The organism is Paenibacillus sepulcri (genome assembly GCF_042647105.1).
Lineage (GTDB): Bacteria > Bacillota > Bacilli > Paenibacillales > Paenibacillaceae > Paenibacillus_Z > Paenibacillus_Z sepulcri.
Genome location: NZ_JBHRUP010000001.1, coordinates 6,244,348 through 6,264,147, shown reverse-complemented (window position 1 = coordinate 6,264,147; position 19,800 = coordinate 6,244,348). Strand labels below are relative to the sequence as shown.

Sequence of the window (19,800 nt, the reverse complement as noted above, 5' to 3'; positions counted from 1 at the left end):
GCTGTCCTGGAATGACCTAAGAAATCACCGGTCAACCAGGCAGCCCTGTTCGTTTGGAAATAGGATTTCAAATTCGTGATTGATTTACAGAGTCAAGCCGTCTGACTGCGGTGACGATACCAGTTCTCGAACAGGCTTGCGGGAATAGGCTTGGTGAAGTAATAGCCCTGCGCTTCCTCGCATTGGCGTTCCCGGAGGAGACGGATCTGCTCGTCGTTCTCCACCCCTTCAGCAGTCACTCTCAGCTTCAGGTTCTTGGCCATGGACGTAATCGTCGTTACAATTGCAGCGTCGCTGCCGCCATTGGTCAGATCGCTAACGAACGAACGGTCGATTTTCAGCTTGTCTATCGGAAACCGTTTCAGATAAACCAAAGAGCTGTATCCCGTTCCAAAGTCGTCAATGCTGATCTGCACGCCCAGCTTCTTCAGGCTGGTGAGCGTCTCGGTAGCGAACTCCACGTCGCTGGTCATGCTCTCCGTAATCTCCAGCTCCAGATACTGGGATGCCATACCCGTCTGCTCCAGAATCGATTTGATCCGTTCAGCCAGCTGATGCTGGCGGAATTGGCGCATGGACAGGTTGACCGACATCATCATTGGCGGCATTCCCGCATCCTGCCAAGCTTTATTTTGCAAGCACGCGGAACGCAGCACCCACTCGCCCAGCTGCAGAATAAGGCCGTTCTCTTCCGTCAGCGGAATAAATTCCCCTGGCGGCAGCAGGCCGCGCTGCGGATGAAGCCATCTGACCAAAGCCTCCACTCCGACGACCTTATTCGTAGCCAAATTGACAAGCGGCTGATAGGCAAGGGTGAACTGCTCCTGCTCCAACGCCCGGCGCAAATCGCTTTCCAGGCGCAGCCGGTCATGAGCCTTCATATTCATATCCGGCATGTAGCTGGAGAATTCATTCCGGTGAATTTTGGCGTTGTACATGGCCGTGTCGGCATTTTTCATCAGCACGTCCACACTTTTTCCATCCTGGGGATAAAAAGAAATGCCCACACTGATGGTTACATGATATTCAGCCTGGTCCAGCAGGAAAGGCTGGTTGAATAGCGCCATCAGCGTCTGCGCCTGCTGCTCCGCCGCCAAGCTCTCAGTCAGGTCCGGCAGCAGGATGACGAATTCATCTCCTCCCATCCGAAACACATGCTCCGGCATTGCCGCAGCCGCGCGCAGCCGCTCAGACACGGCCTGCAGCATCTGATCGCCAAAGGAATGGCCCAGCGCATCGTTAATGGTTTTGAAGCGGTCAATGTCCAGCAGCAGTATCGCCAATCGATTCTTGCTGAGCTGCGCACGCTCAATCTCGATATTCAACCGTTCCGTCAGCAGTCTCCGGTTCGACAAGCCTGTCAGCTCGTCATGATAAGCCAAATAATTGATACGCGCCTCTGAACGCTCCTGTTCCTTGAACGGCTCCTCAATGGTTACATAATAGATGCCCTTGAGAAGATAATAGTAGCCGGCAAACTTATAAATATGGCCCACCAGCATATCGGTGTCATGGAGGTTTTTGCTGAGGAAAAACTGCAGGTTGGCAAACAGGAAGAAAACAAGCGACTGGATGATCGTAAGAAGCGCTTGCGGCCGCTCGTTGCGGTTGCGGTAGAGAATCATCCCGATGCTGGCGCTGTAAGCAACGAAAACAACCGTCCCGACCATGGCCTGCACAACAACCAGCGACGTACCGGAAAACATGCCGATATCCGTCCACTTGGTGAAAGAATAAAAAAGAACGGCCAGGAGCAGGCCGAAGCCAAGCATGAAAAAAACGACCGGACGCCTGATCAGGGCCGGTATAGGGGCATCATTGCACCGGAAAATAACAAACAGGCCGACCGATCCGATTAACTGCGCCGAAGCCGCATAAATCTGGGACAATGTCGTATCTCCCACATAATGAAAGAAAGGCATCCCTTCCATTGTGAGAGCGTGCAGCATATCGAACAGGCCTACGATACTGAACAGGGCTCCGGTAAACAACCTCTGGCGCGATAATGATTTCACGAAAAACAGCCATCCTAATACCAGGATCGTGAAGCTGATCGCGAAGTTGATAAACTCCATGATGGAATGGACAAGCAAATTCAGATGGTCGGGAATCTGGTAATACAGCTCACCATGAACAAGTTGTATAAGAATAAAGCTGATAACGGCAGCAAGAGCTGTACCTAAAGTTATTTTTTCCGCCCGGTTTATCGACATGGTGACCCCTTTCATAAAAAAAGCCAGGAAGCGCTGAAATATAAGCAAAGCATGGAAAAAGTGCCGGCTCTCTTATATTGCAATATGTATCGGATCCATAGAAAATCAATACACAATTATCCCCCCTTTTCAATCCCTGCCGGGTTAGACGGATATGCAGCTTCTTAGGTGGGCGTGCTTGGCTTCCCCCGGCTTAAACTTGACTTGTCCTGTTATAATGGAGCAAATGCCTGCTTTTTAGGATAGACCATTCCATAATAGTTTGTACTATAAAGGTTCGTCTTGTCCAGCACCTTTCGCCGCTGGCAATCCCAAAACTTTTTACGCCATGCATTCGTCGATTGGGCAGGAGGAGGAGCTTCGATGCTAACGGCCGACCATTTAGGGAAAAAATATAAAAAAAGCTGGGCGCTTGAACCGTTATCCATGGAGTTTACCAAAGGCCTGTATGGACTTCTCGGCCCTAACGGGGCCGGAAAATCGACGCTTATGCGCCTGCTGGCCGGCCTTCTCGCCCCGTCAACCGGAGACGCCACCATCCGGGGAGTGTCAGTCCGCAGCGGTGTATCCGCCAGACGCCATATCGGCTATGTTCCGCAAACCTTTCAAATGTACCCGCAGCTGACCGCACGGGAATTGCTGAGACATGTGGCCCGGCTGAAAAATACCGGAACCAGGCATGAGCAGGATGCTGAAGTGGACCGGCTGCTGCATGCCGTGCATTTGGAAGAGCAGGCTGACCGTGCCGCCCGGACCTACTCCAGCGGAATGGTAAAGCGCCTCGGCATTGCCCAGGCGCTCGTCGGAAGCCCGCAGGCAGTTATTGTAGATGAGCCGACAGCAGGCCTTGATCCTGAGGAGCGTATCCGGCTGCGTAATGTACTCGCAGAGCTCGCTCACAGAAGCACAGTCCTGCTTTCCACGCATGTGCTCAATGATGTGGCGGCGGGCTGCCGCAGTGTAATCGTGCTGGGTAAAGGCCAGCTGCATTACGAAGGACCGCTGGCCGGACTCGTCCGTTTCGCCGAGGGCAAACTGTGGGAGTGGGAAGCATCCGAGCACGAATGGCGGTCGATGTCGTTGGAATGGCTGATGACCGCCCGGAAAACAGAGGACGGCATATACTGCCGGGCGATTGGCGATACGCCCCCTTCACCGTACGCTTCTGCTGCTGCTCCAACCGTTGAGGAAGGTTATACGGCTCTGATATCAAGCTTGCCGTCGGAGGATGGGCAATGAGGACGCTGGTTCTGCAAATCCGGCTGGAACTGCAGCTGTTGTACAAGCGGCGCTGGCCGCTGCTGCTTCCTCCAGCAGCAGGTGTATGGATGCTTCTCCAATGCTTTAATTCGCGGCAGAATCAGCTTTTAAATCTTAATCTCAAGGCCGCAGAAGCACATGGCACCATCATGATGTTCGTCACACTCGTTCCGATCCTGCTTGGCGTGCTGCTTATCCGGCGGGACACGCTCCATGCCTCCTTTGAGTGGAGTCTTGGATTGCCGGTCACCAATCGCGTCATTATTGCCAGCAAGTGGACAGCAGGTTTTGTTTATATGAGCGTATTCACCCTGCTGATTCAAGCCAGTTATGCGGCCGCAGCCTGGCATTATGACCTCGCCTCGGCATCGGCTCTCCGTGAGATAATCTGGTACTCGCTTTTTTACGAGATGTCATTTGCAGCAGGGACTGCGCTTGGGATTCTTCTGGGGGCGCTCATGCCTCTGCGCTTCTCGCTGCCGATCGGGTTCTGCGGGTGGGTGTTCGGTGCGTTGTTCGTACCAAGCCTGCTGGTGGAAGGCCTTCATTGGTATCCTGTGAAAGTCTTCAGTCTCAACCAGCTCATGGGCATCTCCAGTTATGCAAACAATGAAATCTGGACATTTGAGCTGATAAGCCGGGAATACATGATGATTGGAATTTTTGGGGCGGCATTCAGTCTGTTCATGCTGACGGCCGCCGGTGCGCTCTTTGCCCGGGAAAGGCCGGTATACAAGGCCAAAACTCCCTTCATCATCATGATGGCTTGTCTGCTCCTGTCTGCTGCCGCTTATGTTCCGTATAGCCAGCTTTGGTCCAAGCGGTATGACCAGCAGCGCATCATGCATGCTGCCGCGAAGCCTGATGCCAACATTAATCAGCATATCCCTTACCAGTTTCAAATCAGCAGCATGGCCCTGGATATAGTCCGTCACTCTGATAATTCACTTGAAATGAAGGCGCGAATTGTACTTCCGACCAGGGATGGCAAGCTTATTCCTGCATCGGGTCAGGCCAGGCAGGTGGCTGTTCATTATGAGGGACAGATTTCCTTCCTGCTCGATCCTCTTCTTCAGGTTCTATCCCTCAAGGTGGACGGCAATCCGGCCCCATGGAGGCGTGATGGCGATTTTATCTCATTCGGCAAAAATCTGCTGGAGCGCGGCAGGGATGATCATGTCATCGAGATCGCTTACGGAGGCATCCTGAATGAATGGAGGGCGGACGGGGGCACTGAAACGCGGTTTGCTTTTGTGCAAGGCCGCAATGTGCTGCTGCCCGCCCATCTGGGATGGTTCCCGATTCCTGGCGGAGATACGCTCAAAATGATAAATGGCAGCTTTATATCGGACCGCGTGGACGTTATAACTGGTTGGCGTACGAATTTTGACGTCAAGCTTCATGGATTTGCCGGACCCATTTATGCATCGATAGCACAAGCGCCGGATGACAATCCGGACGTCCGGCATTTCGTCCAAAAATCCGCCGAAGCTCCATTTATATTTGGCGGCGACTTCACAGAGGTGCGAATACCGGGTGAGCCTGTAACGGTCATCACAACACCGGGAAGCATAAAGGACAGCCGCTTGTTCCTGAGCCAGTTGAATCAGAAGCGCAGCTATTATTCCAGTTGGTCAGGGATGCCGCTCGACAATCTGAAGCAGGTTTTATATTTTCCAATGGGCGGCCTGTTTCCCTTCTTTGCTAATGCGAGCGGTATTGTTCAAGGCAATATGTTCCTTATTCAAGCCAATCGATACAGCAGCTTGACAACTTCCGGGTTGGAGAAAATCATGAGCACTCTCCTGTTCGGCGATAATACCGAGGTCTATATGAATGTAAACAATTGGGACGATTATCCGGATCCAGAGAGCAGCTACTCGATTGTGCAGGAGATCCGCTCGGCTATTCTATCCCTTGATCAGAAGGAAGCCTATTCCGGGACGGATCCGACCTTCAGCATCCAGATCATGGGTGATTCTCCCCCGTCCCGGCTGATGGCCGCCATGATTAACGATGCCTTCTCAAACGGCGAGGCTGATCTCGTGAAGCGCGTGCTGCTGCGGTTTCTGCATCAGGGATTGCAGGTGAGAGACCTTTTCCTCAACCTGCCTTATTACAACAGTGATATAGACAGGAATCCTTTCCGGTATCCCCTTATCACGTGGAATGACTGGCTTCGTATCTGGAATGAAGAGAAAGGCAGGTGAATGAGTCATGACGGATGAGGAATTGCTTCAGGGCATGTTGACTGGCAATCAGGCAAGCTTCGAAGCGCTTGTGCATCGGTATCATGCTCCGTTATCCGGTTTTTTGCAGCGGCAGCTTCGTGACGCGGAACGTGCGGAAGACTTTGCACAGGAAACCTTTCTCAAGCTGATCAAGCAGCTTCAGCTTAAAAAACCGCCGGACAATGTCCAGGCCTGGCTCTACCGGGTAGCTCTCAATATGTGCCGCGATTACTGGAAAAGCTCCCAATTCAAAACCGATCAATTTCCTTTTGCCGATCCTCCCGAGCAGCGTGATTCAAGTCCTTCCGTGGTGGAACTGGCGGAGCGCCAGGAGACCAGAAAAGAAGTACTTCATTCGCTTCAGGCGCTCCCGGAGGTGCAGCGTGAGATTATCACTCTGCGTTTCTATCAGGACTTGAAGCTGCAGGATATCGCCGATATTGTCAGTCTGCCGCTCGGTTCAGTCAAAACTCATTTGTACAGCGGATTACGGAAACTAAAGGCCCGGCTGGGTCAAGGGCGGACCGGCAGGGAAGAAAGCGATGAAGGAGGCCAACGGTATGAACGCACCAAAAGATGATGAATTAAAGCAGATGGAAGAAGAAATGCGGATGCCGCTTTCCCAAATCATGACGAACACGATTTCGTCCCATGATACAGCCATGCTCATCCGGACTCTGCAGCCCGCCTTCGATGAATTGCGGGAGTCTTATGAGAATGCCCGTTTCTCGCACAGCGGGAAACCCTTTGTCAAACGACCGTCTCTGCTGCGGCTGCTGCGTTCCCAGCTGTCTTCCTACTCCCGCGTTTACTGGGGTTCAAGCTTCGTCGTATTCGTGATGCTGCTGTGGCTTCTGCCCACACACGATGATGTCTCTCTGGAAAAGGCCGGAAGCATGTTTACACTGGCCCTTCCCGCACTTCTGCTGGCTTCTCTTGCCTACAGCTTCCGCTCCTGGAATAAGGAAATGCGGATGATCGAGAGCATCACGCCTTATCCGCCGGCACTGCTGCTTGTGGTAAGAACGATGATTGTCATCGGCCTCAATCTGATTTTTGGAATTGCCGGATCCATCTACATGAATGTTCATGTAGCATCTTTTCCGATGCTGCCCTTCATGCTGCAATGGCTGTCGCTTCTGCTGCTGCTCAGCGGTGCAGCCGCTTATGTGCTGATGTGGAAAGGATTCAAGGCCGCATTCGCATGCTCGTTTATCCTCTGGGCAGGATGGAATGGCGCCCAGCAGCGTGCAATGCCCATAATCGATCAGACGCTCAGCCACCACTTTGTTGCCCTTCATGCGATTGTGCTTGCTGCCGGTCTGCTGCTGCTGGTGCTTGCATATCGCCGCAGCTTCGGCACGAGGCTGCTCCCGAATTGACGGCTGGAAGCTGGTCATTTGCCCAGAGAACTCTACTTTATCAAAGGAGGAATCAGGATGCTGGAGCTCCAGCAAGTCATCTGGCGCGCGGCCGGTACGGATTTCCAGCTGCGGATTCCCAGATTGGCCGTTAAGCCTGGCATTACGCTGCTGGTCGGCCGCAACGGCGCAGGGAAATCCTCTTTGCTGAAGCTGCTGGCTACCGCCCAGTTCCCTGCAGCCGGTGAAATTCGCTACGACGGGTTGACCGCTGAACGGGATTTGCCCGTTATAAGGTCCATGATCGGATTTGTGCCTACCGGGATTGAGCTTTACGAGGAGATGAAAGCTGCCAGGCTGCTGCATTATCTGGCAGAGCTCAAGGGAGGCGCGGACGAGCGTCATTTGGAATATTTGATGAATGCTTTTCATATCGCGCCTTATAAGACCCGCAAAATCAAAACGCTTGCACAAGGCATCCGGCAGCGGATTGCACTTGCACAAGCGTGGATTGGATCACCTGCCTATATTTTTCTGGATGAGCCGCTCAATGCGCTTGATTCTCTGGAAAGGCTGCGGTTCATCCGCTTTATGGCCTCGCATGCCCGCAACCAGACGATTATCGTCTCCACGCATGAGCTTAATGAATGGGAGGCGTGGGCAGACCAGGTGATCTGGCTGGATAACGGGCGGATCCGCTATTACGGCTCAATCGGGGACTGGCACAGCGGCCTGCCCTTATCGGTCTGGGAGGGGCAGCTTGATCATAACGCATACAGCAAGCTTGATCCTGACGTCATTCTCCAGGTGAGTACAGAGGAACAGGTTTACACAGTCCGTTGTATCGGCGATGCGCCCCCAGCTGCTCATTTCATGAGACAAACGACTACAATCGAGGATGCTTATTTCATTCGCTGCCGCTTTTTTAACCAGTCTCACAATATCGGTTAATCACGTCCACCAACAGATTATTCAGCGCCTTGACTTCATACTCCCCCACTGCCGGCTCCAGATGATCGCCCCCGATTCCGCTGTGGTCTGTAAGAAAAATATACGTCCCTCCTGTGGATACAGCCATGAAACGCATCAAATATTCCGTGTTCACGTCAACGCCGCTGGAGGCAATGGGTATGATCCGGATGCCTTGGCTTGCCGCCTCCTGGGCCAATTTCTGCATTCGCTTCACAATGGAACTGTCGTGATGAGGAGGCGCATCCAGTACTAGAAACAGCAGCCTTGCCCGCGCCTCTTCGCTCCACTCATGGTCATAAATGGCGCTGTCCAGCGCCTGGTCCACCGCTTCCGGAAAATCCCCGCCGCCATTTGCCCGCTGCTCCGAAATTTGCTTTACGGCTTTCTCGACATCCTCGGTGAACGGGTAGGGCTTCACGACATAATCATCGCCTTCATCACGGTAAAAGTTCGTGCTGACCCTTATCCCGAGCTGCTGCCCGTTATCGTCCTCGACTCTGCTGAACGACATCCTTCAACTCGGTTTTCAAATAATTCAGCTCATCGCCCATTGAACCGGTTGTATCCACAACCAGCATCAGATCAAGCGTATTCGAGACCGGCACACCTTGATCCAGCTTGATCTCAATGGCGCTGTCCCGGCTCCGGGGAATATCCACATTTTCAAAACGCTTCGTTTGGCCCCCTGCCTTCACTTCAACCAGATAATTGGCCCGGTTTCCCTGCTGCTCGAATAAATCGGCAAATACGGACGTTGTGCCGTTCTCATCGGTCCGGGCTTCCCAGACGGATTGCCCGTTTTGACCTATCACGGCGACTTCAGCATCCTGGACCGGACGGCCATCGCCGGTTACCTTTACCTGCAATCGTTCAAATTGAAAAAAAGACCAGTATCTGCGGTTATCCGCGCCTTCAGAGGTGTCCAGAAGCTCCTCCCACTCGCTCCAGCGGTCAAGATCATTCCATTCGCCCGCGGTCAGCATGCCCGCCTGCGGCTCCGGTGTCTGACGCCGATCCGGTTCTTCAAACGGCCTGCTGCTGTCTGAATGCTCCTCGGAAGAACTCACGGCGCGGTCGCCCGCCGCCGGCTCGGACATGCTGTCCGTTGTCGCATCTCCGGCTGCAGCCTCCTTCCCCTCCTGCGAATGATCAGCTGATGCAGCCGTGTTCGTACTGTCATTCCGGCTGCTGTCGCTCTCATTGGACGAACAGGCGGCGCCGAGCACCAGTACGCCAATGAAGAGACCAATTACTCCCAGCAATCTCATTGCCGATAAAGCTGCATTCTCTGTTTTCTTCGGCATCCCAACTTCCCCCTTGTCAACTGGATAAACTTCCTCGAAAACCAACCTCTGTATATTTATGGATGGCTTTGAACTAATCGACGTTTCCAGATTGGAAATTGTTGCAAAGATCGCAGGAGTGTGAAAATTTTAAGTCCATGATTTATGGAATGAGCGTATAAATATCGAAACAAACGTATTTTTTTCGACATTTATCCTGTAGTATAAGAAGAAAAGGTAAAGGCCAAGTAGATGGCCTGCGTTTTCTTCTGAAAGAAAAGGTAAAGGCCATCTAAAAGAATCATAAGGGTTTAAGGAGGCAGCATCTTGGAGACTTATATGCTGGCGGAACTTACTATTGCGCGCAATGGCGCATCAACCAGACTCGTATTTACCTCCGCACAGCTTGTTATTGTCACGGAAGCCGGATTCCGGCTGTGGTATATTGATCTCGATGGCATAACCCAAACCTCTCTACTGCGCGAATTTGAGCAGAGTGAGGATATTCGTGTGGATTTAAGCGGCGTCACCCAGGGAGGGCAGGCCTTCAAGGCCGTCGGATATCTTCATCCCAATACGAAGCATCATGCGGCGGCCATTCGCGGTGACGGCGTTCTTCCCGGTTTTTGACAGCAGCGCCGCCGCCTGAACTGATTTTTTCCCTTACATCATCGACAGCCTTTTCATTCATATCCTAAAACCCCGGAGGAATCTTATGAATCACAATGAAATAAAAATATTTGCCGGCAGCTCAGGACAAGCCTTTGCCCAAAAAATGTGCCGCTATATTGGGGTGGAGCTTGGCCATTCCGAAGCGCTGACCTTCTCCGATGGCAACACGTTTGTCCGAATTGGTGAAACCGTCAGGGATAAGGATGTATATCTGGTGCAATCCATCGGCGTAAAGCCCAATGACGAATTTGTGGAAATTTTGTTCTGGATCGATGCGTTCAAGCGCGCCAGCGCCAATTCTGTGACGGTGATCATGCCCTATTTCAGCTATGCCAAGGGCGACAAGAAGGATGAACCGAGGGTATCGATAAGAGCAAGAGTATGCGCGGAATCCATAGAGCTTGCGGGGGCCGACCGGGTGGTGGCCATGGATCTGCACAGCCACCAGATTCAGGGCTTTTTCAAAAAGCCGGTGGATCATCTGTTTGCCCTGCCGGTTCTATGCGAAGCTGTGAAGCAGATGAAGCTGCAGGATATGGTCGTTGTCTCTCCCGATGCCGGCTTTGCCAAGCAGGCCAGGAAATTTGCCAATAATCTTGGCACTTCGATCGCAATCGGCGACAAGACGAGACATGATCATAATGAAGCAGCCGAAATGATGGAGATTATCGGGGATGTTCAAGGCAAGACCGCTTTGATCGTGGACGACTTCTCCTTGTCGGGAGGCACTTTAATTGAGCTCGCCAAATGGCTGAAAATCAAGGGAGCCACCCGCATCGTCGCCTGTCTTTCCCATCTTGCCTTCACCGAGGCGGCTGTCCGCAAGCTGGAAGAAAGCCCGATTGAATTTGTTATCGGAACGGACTCGGTTGAGAATCCGAATCTGGCTTGCTCCAGCAAAATCAAAATTGTCTCCGTCGCGCCTCTGTTTGGCGAAGCCATTGGCCGTATTCACCGGAGCGAATCGGTCAGTCCGTTGTTTGAAAAGGTGCCTCTTACCGTCATTCCCTCATCCTTTGAATAATAAGCACCCGGAAGAAAATAAGATGCAAGCCTATATTTGCAGCAAAAGCCCCGCCGGCATGAATCCTAAACCGGCGGGGCTTTTGCTGTCGGAGGAAATTATCCTGCAATTCCTTTGAAAAACAAATCGAAGGTGAGCGCCATCTGCTCGTCAATCGGCTCATCGTCGTCGGACATGGACCACATGACCAGTGTTCCAAAATACGTCTGCAGCGCAAGCCGCCCCATCATTGCGGCAGGCATATCCTGGCGCAGCTCCCCGCTTTCCTGACCGAGAACAATCGTAGGAACAATGACCTCAAGCATTTCCTCCACCATGCAGTTGTGCTTGACTAGCGCGGCTCCTCCCGCCAAATCCGCTTGAAACATCGCCCTCGTCAACGATTTATTAAGGGGGAATTGCTGGACCATCTGAAAGATCAGCATTCTCAGGCGCGGTATAAGCGGACCTGGCTTCGCTTTCAGCTTCGCGATTTCCGTCATGACGAATACACCCTGCAGCTCATGTATAAGATCCTCCTTGGAGGCAAAATAATTGAAGAACGTACCCTTGGCGACACCTGCGAGCCTGGCAACCTGCTCGATGGTCGTATGTTCGTAGCCCTGCTCGGAAAACAGCGAATATGCAGCATCCTGTATCCGTATTCGCGTTTGTTCCTTTTTTAGTTCCCGATTCATGTCAGCTGGTTCTCCTCGCTTCGTGTTCTGGATAACAACATGCTAGCCTTAGTTTACCATACTTGCCTTGATAGCGTAAACATTTATGACCTTCGGTTCACTTATTCGTCTTTTTTCCTGATATCTATTATTAAAAACAAAGAAAAACTCTATTATTATCAAAGAAATTTCACATAATAAAATTATGACCGTAAGTACAATATTATTGATTTTATTTTTAATATCGGCTATAACTATTCATATGGATCGTGAATTTGTGAATAAGAATGAATGTGAGACAGATGGGGAGGAACTAACATGACAGAACGCTTTGTCCGCGGTCTGGCCCGTGCGAAGTGGATCGTATTGATCGCTTGGCTGGTCATAACGGTGGTCGCCATTCTCGGACTGCCAGACCTGCAGTCGATCGTGCGCAAGACCGAACAGAAATTCATACCGGCGGACTCCGAATCGGTAGTGGCCAAACAAATGCTGGAACAGATTGATCCGGAATCTACGACGAAGTCCAGCGCCATTGTCGTTTATTCACGGGAAACGGGCCTGACCAAGGACGACCAGGCCTGGCTCGAGAAGAAAGCCGCCGAGCTTCGCGAATTAAGCGGGAAGGAAGGGTTCAAGTCGGTTCAGTCGGCTTACGATACCCCTGAACTCGCCACTAAATTCCGCAGCAAAGACGGAACCACAGAGATGTTTATCGTCGGCTTCGACCGGGTCGAGAACGATACAATCACCCAGGAAGCCGTAGACAAGCTGAACGGGAAAGTGCAGGGCGCGCCTGCCGGAAGCAAGGTTTCTCTGACAGGCAGCGCTCCTATCGCCAAGGACTTTCAGAAAAGCTCGGAGGAAGGCTTGAAGAAGACGGAGCTTCTTACCGTAGGACTGGTGCTCATTATCCTGTTCATCGTCTTCCGCTCGCCCGTGACCCCATTCATTCCGCTGCTGACCATCGGCATGTCCCTTGTGATTACACGCGGCCTGGTGGCACTGGCAACCAATTACGGGATGCCTGTCTCCTCTTTCACGGAATCCTTCCTTATTGCTGTGCTTTTTGGCGCCGGAACGGATTATTGCATCCTTCTCATCCAGCGGTTCCGCGAGGAGCTCAGCCGCGACGGGGAAAAAGTCGAAGCGCTGGTGCGCACCATGAAGAGCGTTGGCAGAACGGTGGCTTTCTCCTCCAGCACGGTATTCGTCGCCTTCTTCCTGATCGGCTTCGCCCAGTTCGGGCTGTATCAGTCCGCAGTGGGCGTATCCATCGGGGTAGCCGTAACCCTGATCGCGGGCCTCACTTTGACCCCCGCACTGCTGATGATCTTCGGCAGCGCCACGTTCTGGCCATCGAAAGTAAAGAGCGGTCAGGGGCATGGCGAATCCAGGCTGTGGACCGAAATGGCTTCCCTTGCCGCGCGGAGGCCGGTAGCCGTACTGCTCGTCACGGTTATTGTGCTTGCGCCGGTTACGCTGTTGTTCGAGGGCAAACGCTCCTTCGACGATATCGCCGAGATCGACCCCAGCCACAGCTCGGTGCAGGGCTTCCGCCAGGTTGAGCATGCATTCGGCTCCGGAGAGGTATTCCCGGTGTCGATCGCGCTTACCTCTTCCGGCTCCATGCGGACGCCGGAAGCGCTGGCTGCGATTGAAACCGCGAGCGCAAGCCTATCTCAGCTGGAGGGTGTTCAAGAGGTGCGCAGCGCCATCCGGCCGCTCGGCGAGCAGCTCGCCGACTTAACCGTACCCAATCAGCTGACCCAGGCTACAGAAGCGCTGGATGAGATGAAGAACGGGGTCGATAAAATTGCGGATGGCTTAACGAGCGCAAGCGGCTCCATTACAAACGGTCAGGGCGGTATCGGCAAGCTGGCGAGCGGACTTCGCACGATGGCGGCCCAGACAACCAAAGCCAAGGAAGGGTTGGACCAAATCTATGGCGGCTTGAGGGATACAGCCAAGGGCTCCGATCAGGTGGCTGGAGGGTTATCGCAGAGCGCCAAGCTTGCCGATTCCATGAGCGGGGATCTTCAAAAGCTGCTTAAAGCGCATCCCGAGCTTGCAGAGGATGCCAATGTGAAGGCGCTGCTCGGCAAGCAGCAGGGATTGAGCGGAGGCTTGAAGGATTTGACCAAGGGAGCCTCAGCCATCCAGCAGGGCTTCAGCCAATTGAACCCCGGTGTCGCAGGCGTCTCCGGCGGACTTGGGCAGTTGGCAGAGGGACAATCGCAGGCGGCCGATGGCGCCGCCAGGCTGAAGGGCGGCTTAAGCGAGCTAACCAGCGGTCTGAATGACGGCGCCAAGGGACTTTCCGACATCTCAACGGGATTGACGCAGGTCAAGGATGCCCAGACGGTGATCGGCGGCAGCCAGATTCCCGGCTGGAATTTGCCCAAGGAAGCGCTGGACAGTCCCGAGCTGCAGCAGGCGCTCGAATATTACATGTCCGAAGACGGCAGGACGACGAAGGTAGACGTGATCCTCTCGGTTAATCCTTACTCGGAGGAAGCGCTTGTTACCGTGGATAGTCTGCGTGATACCTTGCGGCAGAGTCTGGCTAAAAGCGCCATCGCCGACCCGCAAATACGGGTAAGCGGCACCTCTGCGCAGATCGAGGAGCTGAAGGGCATTTCGCAAAATGATTTCACGCGTACAGGAACGCTTGTCCTGCTCGGCATTTTCATCCTGCTGATGATTCAGCTCCGCTCGTTCCTTGCGCCGCTTTATGTGCTGCTCTCGCTGGGCTTCAACTATTTCGTCACGATGGGCATCGTTGAATTCATCTTTGTCCGGCTGCTCGGGCAGACGGGCCTGTCCTGGAGCGCTTCGTTCTTTATCTTCCTCATCATCGTTGCGCTCGGAGTCGATTACAGCATCTTCCTGATGGCGCGCTTCAAGGAAGAATACCGCCCCGGCGGAATAGCTTACGCGATGTCCCGGGCCATGTCCACGACCGGGGGCGTCATTATTTACGCAGCGGTCATTATGAGCGGCACCTTCGCCGCGCTGATGCTCTCCGGCGTGAATACGCTGCTGCAGATCGGGGCAGGCATCGTGATCGGTCTGGTGCTTTATTCCACCGTCTTCATGGGGCTTGTGGTGCCGGCTCTGGCCAATCTCGTCGGCGAAGCCAACTGGTGGCCGTTCAATAGACGCCGCCGCGAATCCGCACCGGCCGTATCCGGAGACGCAGCCAAAGCGCACAGCGTTCGTACGGAATAATCCTGCAGGAATGAAGAAACGGCTGCCGCAAGTCCCTCTGCGGGGGCAGAAGCTTTCTTCCCTCAGAAAAAGCAGCAAACTAGAGCGGATTTATTTCATATTTAAGAAGAAGCTAACTTCGCCGTCCTATGGAGACAAAGTTAGTTTCTTTCTCAAAAATAAAAGACAAGGCACATTTTATACTTTCTTTTTACACATCGTTTAAGAAAAGCCTTGGCTCCAACCCTTTATGCGGGGGTGAGCCAAGGCTTTTGCGTCTGGTTAAGGAGAGGTTATTATTTGGTTGCAGCTGTCACAGTGAAAGCAAGCAGCTCCGAGAGCTCAATCCGCTGGATCATTTCCAGCACCGTTCGCGTCTCTTCCTGCTCCCTGCCGCGCTCCTGGGCTGCGATGGCATCGGTCAGCACCTGTGCCCGCCAGACCTGCGCGTCCCTGATTGCCTGCAATGCCTCACGCACAGCCCCTTGCGGCAGCTTCTCCAGATCAACGTCGGTCCGCAAATAATCGCTTACCCTGACCTGTATATTCGCCTGCGACAAATGTGCCCCGGCACGGTGAAACCAGTAGTTGGCATTCGAATAATCGCCTTCCATCCGGTGCATGATGCCATGCCAGTAGCTGCCCGTACTGTCATCTTCTATTTCCTGCGAATAGGAATGCGACTCGTCCAAACTGTCATTGCACAAATGAAGGCCCGCCTTCAGCGCAATCATCGCCTTGTCCACGGCCGCATGGGCTGTGGGGGTGGTGAAACTCAGGCTCTCGATCTCAGCGCTCAGCGCCGGGTCCCACACCGATGCGGGGGAAAGCTTCTGCGGCTCCTGACGCGACTGAATACGATCGGTAATGCGCTTCAATTGTTCATGATTGGACATAGATAATCGCTCCTCTTTATTGAATGATAATCGCGTACACGCTGCCCGGCCCGTGTATGCCAATGGTCAAATCGTTCTCGATATCGGCGCTCCGGCTTGGTCCCGTGATCAGATTCAGGGAAGAAGGCATCGCCGCCGCATCCGGATGAAGCGCACGGAAGAGCTGGAACGTGTCTCCCATGCGGGTCACGATCTGGTCTGCCCGGAAGACCGCGAACAGAACCTCTGTCAGCAGGCTGACCGAACGGCCTTTGCCGCCTTCGCTGAACAAGGCTAGCGTGCCGGTATTGGCGATCACGCTGTCCGGCCAGACAATCCCGAGGCGGCTTTGCTCGGCTGCCTGCAGCAGCCCGCTGCGCCTTGCCCAGTTGCCGTCGGGCCCGGTCGGCAGGTCGCGCGGCTTCACATCAGCTTCGCCGCCTTCGCGCCAGATCAGGGATTCAATGCCCCCTCCGCGCAGCGTCTCATCCAGTTCAAGGGCATTCAGGCCGTCATGATTCCAGCGCACGGTGCGGGTAATATCATGATCCTGGCAAACCTGCAGCAAATACTGGCCGATGGTATGCGGCGCATCCGCTTCGTCTACGAGCAGAACCTTGCCGCTCAGCGCCGTCCAGTTGGCGATAAATGCATCCAGGCGCTCTTCCGCCGTCAGCTCGACTGCCCGATAGTGATCGGGCACGCCGCGGATCGGCTTCGCAGGCGGCGTACTCATCGGGCTCTTGCGCCCGAGATTATTGGCGATCCGCTTCATAAACTCTTCTTTACCATGCATTATACCATTAGTTGGCGCCATGGCTACCGCCTCCTTTGCGGTTTTTCTGCTGAATCGCTTCAGCTCTTGCTTGGGCTCCTGCAGCATCCGCCTTCACCGGCGCCTTGCCGCTTTGCGAGTCAGCCTTGGCTTTGGCGGCAAGCTCAGCCTGCAGCGCGGCCCATTTGTCGCGGAACTTCTGCTTCGGCAGCATCGGCATGAAGCGTGACTGGGTCCAGCCAGACAACGGCGGCGGCCCGCTCTTGATGAAGCCATTGCGGACAAGCGGCTTCTGCAGATAATAGCCGGCTTTGGTCGCCAGCTTGAAAAGCGTGACATTGCCGAACATCGTTTCGTATGCTTTGAAGGCCACACGCTCCGGCAGACCGGTCAGCTTCATCTTCACCTTGCGGTGACGGAGATGCACCAGCATGTCATGCAGCGGAATCTTCACCGGGCATGCTTCGTAACAAGCGCCGCAAAGGCTAGATGCATAGGCGAGAGTACCCGCTTCCTTCATATCCTGCTGCAGGAGCGGTGTCAGCACGGCGCCGATCGGGCCGCTGTAAACGGACCCGTACGTATGTCCGCCGACGTTGCGGTAGACCGGGCATACATTCAGGCAGGCTGCGCAGCGGATGCAGTTCAGCACATCCTGGAAGATGGGATCGCCCAGCTGGCCCGAGCGGCCATTGTCCAGAATAATAACATGCAGCTCCTCAGGGCCGTCCAGGTCCTGCGGTCCTTTCTTGCCCGTAAGAATCGACGTATATGCGGTCAGCTTCTGCCCGGTCGCACTGCGCGCCAGCAGATTGAGCACCACCTCAAGATCCTCGAAGTTCGGCACCAGACGCTCCATCCCCATCACCACGACATGCACCTTCGGAATCGTCGTAACCATCCGTCCGTTCCCTTCATTGGAAACGAGCGAGATCGAGCCTGTCTCCGCTACACCGAAGTTGCAGCCTGTAAGGCCAATATCCGCCTCAAGGAAGTAATTGCGCAGCTTCTTCTTGGCATATTGGGCCAAAATCTTCGTTTCCGGCTCGAAGGGACGTCCGGAATCCGCCTCGAACAGATTGGCGATCTGCTGTTTGTTCTTATGAATGGCGGGAATAATCAAATGGGAAGGCGTTTCCTTCGCCAACTGCAATATATATTCGCCAAGATCCGTCTCAATCGCTTCGATACCTTCATCCTCAAGAGCGTGATTCAAATGCATTTCTTCCGACACCATCGATTTCCCTTTGGCAACGAGCTTGGCATTACGGCTCTTGGCAATATCCATGAAGGTGCTGACAGCCTCATCGCCTGTCTTGCAGTAATACACGTTGCCGCCGTTCTTCACGACATTGTCGGAGAACTGACCCAGATAATAATCCAGGTGCGAAATCGTATGCTCGCGGATAGCGCGTCCGCGTTCCCTCCATGCTTCCCAATCTCCTAATACATCAGCGGCGCCCAGCCGTCCGTTGCGGAGCTTATCGGTTGTGAAGGCCACGGCCTTGCGCAAAAAATCATCCTTGAGCGCTGCGCGTGTCCGCTTCTTCAGCTCGGAGCCGATTGGCGACAGCACATGCTCATGATGCCCCTTGCCGGGGGTGGTAGGTGATTGCGGCTTCTCCCGATCCTCAGTCAATTGATCCGTTGTCCGACTCATTATGCGCGTCTCCCTTCGTCCAGCAGCTGCGCCAGATGCATGACCCGCACAGGCTTGCCTTCCTTGTTCAGCCGGCCTCCGATGTTCATCAGGCAGCCCATATCCGTACCAACCAGCACCTCTGCGCCGGTCTGGGATACGCAGGCGGCTTTATCGCACACCATCGCCTCCGACATGTCGGCCATCTTGACCGCGAAGGTACCGCCGAACCCGCAGCAATCCTGCTTGCGCGGAAGCTCGGTAAAGGCGATATCTTTAACGGCGCCGATAAGCTGAAGCGGTTCCTCGCTTACGCCGAGCAATCGCATGGCATGACAGGACGGGTGGTAAGTGACTGTATGCGGGAACGAAGCGCCGACATCGGTTACGCCCAGCACGCTGACAAGGAACTGCGAGAATTCATAGGTCTTCTCCACGAGGGCAGCCGCCTTCGCCTTCCACTCCGGTTCGTTCTCGAACAGGTACGGATAATAATGATGCACCATTCCGGTGCAGGAGCCGGACGGAGAAACCACGTAGTCGCTGTGCTCGAATGCCCGGATCAAGCCTCGCGCGACCTCGCGGGCTTCGTCCTGATAACCGCTGTTGAAGGCCGGCTGGCCGCAGCACAGCTGGGCTTCGGGAAAATCAACCTCGCAGCCGTAATCGCTGAGCACACGAACGACGCTTTCCCCCACTTCCGGGTATAGCGTGTCGGCAAGACAGGTTATGAATAAGGATACTTTCATCTGTAGACGAGTCCCCTCTCGTTGTATGCGTTTTATTTTCTAATATCAGCTTATCAGACATGTGGATAAAAATAAAGGGCAAATTATTAAGCCCGTTAATCTCTTTGAGCTTCCCAATTGCCTTCATTCCTGACCCTCTGCCGTATCTTCTCCCAAATAGGCGCGGAGCACCCGCTCGACATGGGTAAGATGCGTGCGCATCCCTTTCTCCGCTCCTGCCGGATCGCGAGCCTCCATGGCCTTGTAGATGGCCTCGTGCTCCTCCCAGAGCTGAACGGAGACCTGTCTGCTGCCATAGATCTGAATCCGCCGCGCTTCGCGGATGGCCGCTTCCATCTGCGAGGATATCGTATCCAGCAGCCGCATCATAATCGAATTATGCGTTGCTTTGGCCAGCAGCCGGTGAAATTCGATATCGGCGGCTTCCCCTAAAGCTTCGTCCCCCAGATGCTCCTGCATCGATTGCAGCAGCTGCCGGAATGCGGCGAGATCCTCATCCGTCCGGCGGTTAGCGGCAATTGACGCATTGGCCGCTTCCAGGGCAATACGGGCCTCCATCAGCTCGAAAATCGCTTCCCTGCTCAGCAGCAGCGAATCAAAGCTTGGCATCTTGATATCGGCCGATTCCACTGTCCGTACATAACAGCCCTCACCCTGCCGGATATCAATGAGCCCCATCGCCCTGAGGGCGCTAAGCGCTTCCCGCATTGTCGAGCGCCCCACCTGGAATTGCTCCGACAGCTCCTTCGTGGAAGGGAGCTTCTCTCCGCTCTTCCATCCGCCCTCCAGAATAAACTGCTTTAATTGATCGGCGATCTGCTCATAGATCTTCCGGGTGGATATTTTGGCGAATGACATTTTACTCCCCCTGTCCATCAAT

The 19,800-nt window shown here is 54.0% G+C and carries 17 protein-coding genes; 8 read left to right on the top strand and 9 right to left on the bottom strand.

The window, feature by feature from the left end; translation table 11 throughout:
• Positions 1 to 92 precede the first annotated feature (92 nt).
• Positions 93 to 2,213 (bottom strand): putative bifunctional diguanylate cyclase/phosphodiesterase, encoded by a 2,121-nt coding sequence (locus ACFOLF_RS27290; RefSeq protein WP_210045569.1) that lies wholly within the window; start codon positions 2,211 to 2,213, stop codon positions 93 to 95.
• Positions 2,214 to 2,576: 363 nt separating this feature from the next.
• Here ACFOLF_RS27290 and ACFOLF_RS27285 point away from each other — a divergent pair, with 363 nt between their 5' ends.
• Genes ACFOLF_RS27285 through ACFOLF_RS27265 form a run of 5 tightly spaced genes read left to right on the top strand, consistent with a single transcriptional unit; the run spans position 2,577 to position 8,016 of the window.
• Positions 2,577 to 3,452 (top strand): ATP-binding cassette domain-containing protein, encoded by an 876-nt coding sequence (locus ACFOLF_RS27285; RefSeq protein WP_210045568.1) that lies wholly within the window; start codon positions 2,577 to 2,579, stop codon positions 3,450 to 3,452.
• Positions 3,449 to 5,683 (top strand): ABC transporter permease, encoded by a 2,235-nt coding sequence (locus ACFOLF_RS27280; protein WP_210045567.1) that lies wholly within the window; start codon positions 3,449 to 3,451, stop codon positions 5,681 to 5,683. The genes ACFOLF_RS27285 and ACFOLF_RS27280 overlap by 4 nt, the downstream gene beginning before the upstream one ends.
• Positions 5,684 to 5,690: 7 nt before the next feature.
• Positions 5,691 to 6,284 carry an RNA polymerase sigma factor gene (locus ACFOLF_RS27275; protein WP_210045566.1) on the top strand — a complete coding sequence of 198 codons (594 nt, stop codon included), beginning with the start codon at positions 5,691 to 5,693 and terminating at the stop codon, positions 6,282 to 6,284.
• A complete protein-coding gene (locus tag ACFOLF_RS27270) occupies positions 6,265 to 7,086 on the top strand; it encodes a hypothetical protein (RefSeq protein WP_210045565.1) in 822 nt (273 codons plus the stop codon). The genes ACFOLF_RS27275 and ACFOLF_RS27270 overlap by 20 nt, the downstream gene beginning before the upstream one ends.
• Before the next feature lie 57 nt (positions 7,087 to 7,143).
• Positions 7,144 to 8,016, top strand: a complete 873-nt coding sequence (locus ACFOLF_RS27265) for an ATP-binding cassette domain-containing protein (protein WP_210045564.1) — start codon at positions 7,144 to 7,146, stop codon at positions 8,014 to 8,016.
• On the opposite strand, the gene ACFOLF_RS27260 is transcribed toward ACFOLF_RS27265, so the two are convergent.
• Together ACFOLF_RS27260 and ACFOLF_RS27255 are read right to left on the bottom strand one after the other, a co-directional pair.
• A complete protein-coding gene (locus ACFOLF_RS27260) occupies positions 7,991 to 8,548 on the bottom strand; it encodes a VWA domain-containing protein (protein WP_210045563.1) in 558 nt (185 codons plus the stop codon). The genes ACFOLF_RS27265 and ACFOLF_RS27260 overlap by 26 nt on opposite strands.
• A complete protein-coding gene (locus tag ACFOLF_RS27255) occupies positions 8,520 to 9,341 on the bottom strand; it encodes a hypothetical protein (protein ID WP_210045562.1) in 822 nt (273 codons plus the stop codon). Before ACFOLF_RS27255 ends, ACFOLF_RS27260 begins: the two co-directional genes overlap by 29 nt.
• Positions 9,342 to 9,647: 306 nt before the next feature.
• On the opposite strand from ACFOLF_RS27255, the gene ACFOLF_RS27250 reads away from it, so the two are divergent.
• The gene (locus ACFOLF_RS27250; protein WP_379112908.1) at positions 9,648 to 9,950 is read left to right on the top strand and encodes a hypothetical protein; all 303 of its coding nucleotides are present in this window, start codon (positions 9,648 to 9,650) and stop codon (positions 9,948 to 9,950) included.
• Positions 9,951 to 10,035: 85 nt separating this feature from the next.
• Positions 10,036 to 11,016, top strand: a complete 981-nt coding sequence (locus tag ACFOLF_RS27245) for a ribose-phosphate diphosphokinase (protein WP_210045561.1) — start codon at positions 10,036 to 10,038, stop codon at positions 11,014 to 11,016.
• Between the two features lie 98 nt (positions 11,017 to 11,114).
• On the opposite strand, the gene ACFOLF_RS27240 is transcribed toward ACFOLF_RS27245, so the two are convergent.
• On the bottom strand, positions 11,115 to 11,693 hold the full coding sequence (locus ACFOLF_RS27240) for a TetR/AcrR family transcriptional regulator (RefSeq protein ID WP_210045560.1): 579 nt from the start codon (positions 11,691 to 11,693) through the stop codon (positions 11,115 to 11,117).
• A gap of 297 nt (positions 11,694 to 11,990) precedes the next feature.
• Between ACFOLF_RS27240 and ACFOLF_RS27235 the strand changes: the two genes are divergently transcribed.
• Positions 11,991 to 14,903 carry an MMPL family transporter gene (locus ACFOLF_RS27235; protein WP_210045559.1) on the top strand — a complete coding sequence of 971 codons (2,913 nt, stop codon included), beginning with the start codon at positions 11,991 to 11,993 and terminating at the stop codon, positions 14,901 to 14,903.
• Between the two features lie 275 nt (positions 14,904 to 15,178).
• On the opposite strand, the gene ACFOLF_RS27230 is transcribed toward ACFOLF_RS27235, so the two are convergent.
• From ACFOLF_RS27230 to ACFOLF_RS27210, 5 genes are all read right to left on the bottom strand, one after another.
• Positions 15,179 to 15,778 (bottom strand): hypothetical protein, encoded by a 600-nt coding sequence (locus ACFOLF_RS27230; RefSeq protein WP_210045558.1) that lies wholly within the window; start codon positions 15,776 to 15,778, stop codon positions 15,179 to 15,181.
• A gap of 16 nt (positions 15,779 to 15,794) precedes the next feature.
• Positions 15,795 to 16,574, bottom strand: a complete 780-nt coding sequence (locus tag ACFOLF_RS27225; protein ID WP_210045557.1) for a LutC/YkgG family protein — start codon at positions 16,572 to 16,574, stop codon at positions 15,795 to 15,797.
• Positions 16,561 to 18,192 (bottom strand): LutB/LldF family L-lactate oxidation iron-sulfur protein, encoded by a 1,632-nt coding sequence (locus ACFOLF_RS27220; RefSeq protein WP_379112912.1) that lies wholly within the window; start codon positions 18,190 to 18,192, stop codon positions 16,561 to 16,563. Before ACFOLF_RS27220 ends, ACFOLF_RS27225 begins: the two co-directional genes overlap by 14 nt.
• On the bottom strand, positions 18,192 to 18,920 hold the full coding sequence (locus ACFOLF_RS27215; RefSeq protein ID WP_210045556.1) for a (Fe-S)-binding protein: 729 nt from the start codon (positions 18,918 to 18,920) through the stop codon (positions 18,192 to 18,194). Before ACFOLF_RS27215 ends, ACFOLF_RS27220 begins: the two co-directional genes overlap by 1 nt.
• 123 nt (positions 18,921 to 19,043) lie before the next feature.
• On the bottom strand, positions 19,044 to 19,778 hold the full coding sequence (locus ACFOLF_RS27210) for a FadR/GntR family transcriptional regulator (protein WP_210045555.1): 735 nt from the start codon (positions 19,776 to 19,778) through the stop codon (positions 19,044 to 19,046).
• Positions 19,779 to 19,800: the final 22 nt, after the last annotated feature.

Coding starts and splice junctions, on each gene's coding strand:
- ACFOLF_RS27290 (WP_210045569.1), bottom strand. CDS start 2,213: ATGTCGATAAACCGGGCGGAAAAAATAACTTTAGGTACAGCTCTTGCT.
- ACFOLF_RS27285 (WP_210045568.1), top strand. CDS start 2,577: ATGCTAACGGCCGACCATTTAGGGAAAAAATATAAAAAAAGCTGGGCG.
- ACFOLF_RS27280 (WP_210045567.1), top strand. CDS start 3,449: ATGAGGACGCTGGTTCTGCAAATCCGGCTGGAACTGCAGCTGTTGTAC.
- ACFOLF_RS27275 (WP_210045566.1), top strand. CDS start 5,691: ATGACGGATGAGGAATTGCTTCAGGGCATGTTGACTGGCAATCAGGCA.
- ACFOLF_RS27270 (WP_210045565.1), top strand. CDS start 6,265: ATGAACGCACCAAAAGATGATGAATTAAAGCAGATGGAAGAAGAAATG.
- ACFOLF_RS27265 (WP_210045564.1), top strand. CDS start 7,144: ATGCTGGAGCTCCAGCAAGTCATCTGGCGCGCGGCCGGTACGGATTTC.
- ACFOLF_RS27260 (WP_210045563.1), bottom strand. CDS start 8,548: ATGTCGTTCAGCAGAGTCGAGGACGATAACGGGCAGCAGCTCGGGATA.
- ACFOLF_RS27255 (WP_210045562.1), bottom strand. CDS start 9,341: ATGCCGAAGAAAACAGAGAATGCAGCTTTATCGGCAATGAGATTGCTG.
- ACFOLF_RS27245 (WP_210045561.1), top strand. CDS start 10,036: ATGAATCACAATGAAATAAAAATATTTGCCGGCAGCTCAGGACAAGCC.
- ACFOLF_RS27240 (WP_210045560.1), bottom strand. CDS start 11,693: ATGAATCGGGAACTAAAAAAGGAACAAACGCGAATACGGATACAGGAT.
- ACFOLF_RS27235 (WP_210045559.1), top strand. CDS start 11,991: ATGACAGAACGCTTTGTCCGCGGTCTGGCCCGTGCGAAGTGGATCGTA.
- ACFOLF_RS27230 (WP_210045558.1), bottom strand. CDS start 15,778: ATGTCCAATCATGAACAATTGAAGCGCATTACCGATCGTATTCAGTCG.
- ACFOLF_RS27225 (WP_210045557.1), bottom strand. CDS start 16,574: ATGGCGCCAACTAATGGTATAATGCATGGTAAAGAAGAGTTTATGAAG.
- ACFOLF_RS27220 (WP_379112912.1), bottom strand. CDS start 18,192: ATGAGTCGGACAACGGATCAATTGACTGAGGATCGGGAGAAGCCGCAA.
- ACFOLF_RS27215 (WP_210045556.1), bottom strand. CDS start 18,920: ATGAAAGTATCCTTATTCATAACCTGTCTTGCCGACACGCTATACCCG.
- ACFOLF_RS27210 (WP_210045555.1), bottom strand. CDS start 19,778: ATGTCATTCGCCAAAATATCCACCCGGAAGATCTATGAGCAGATCGCC.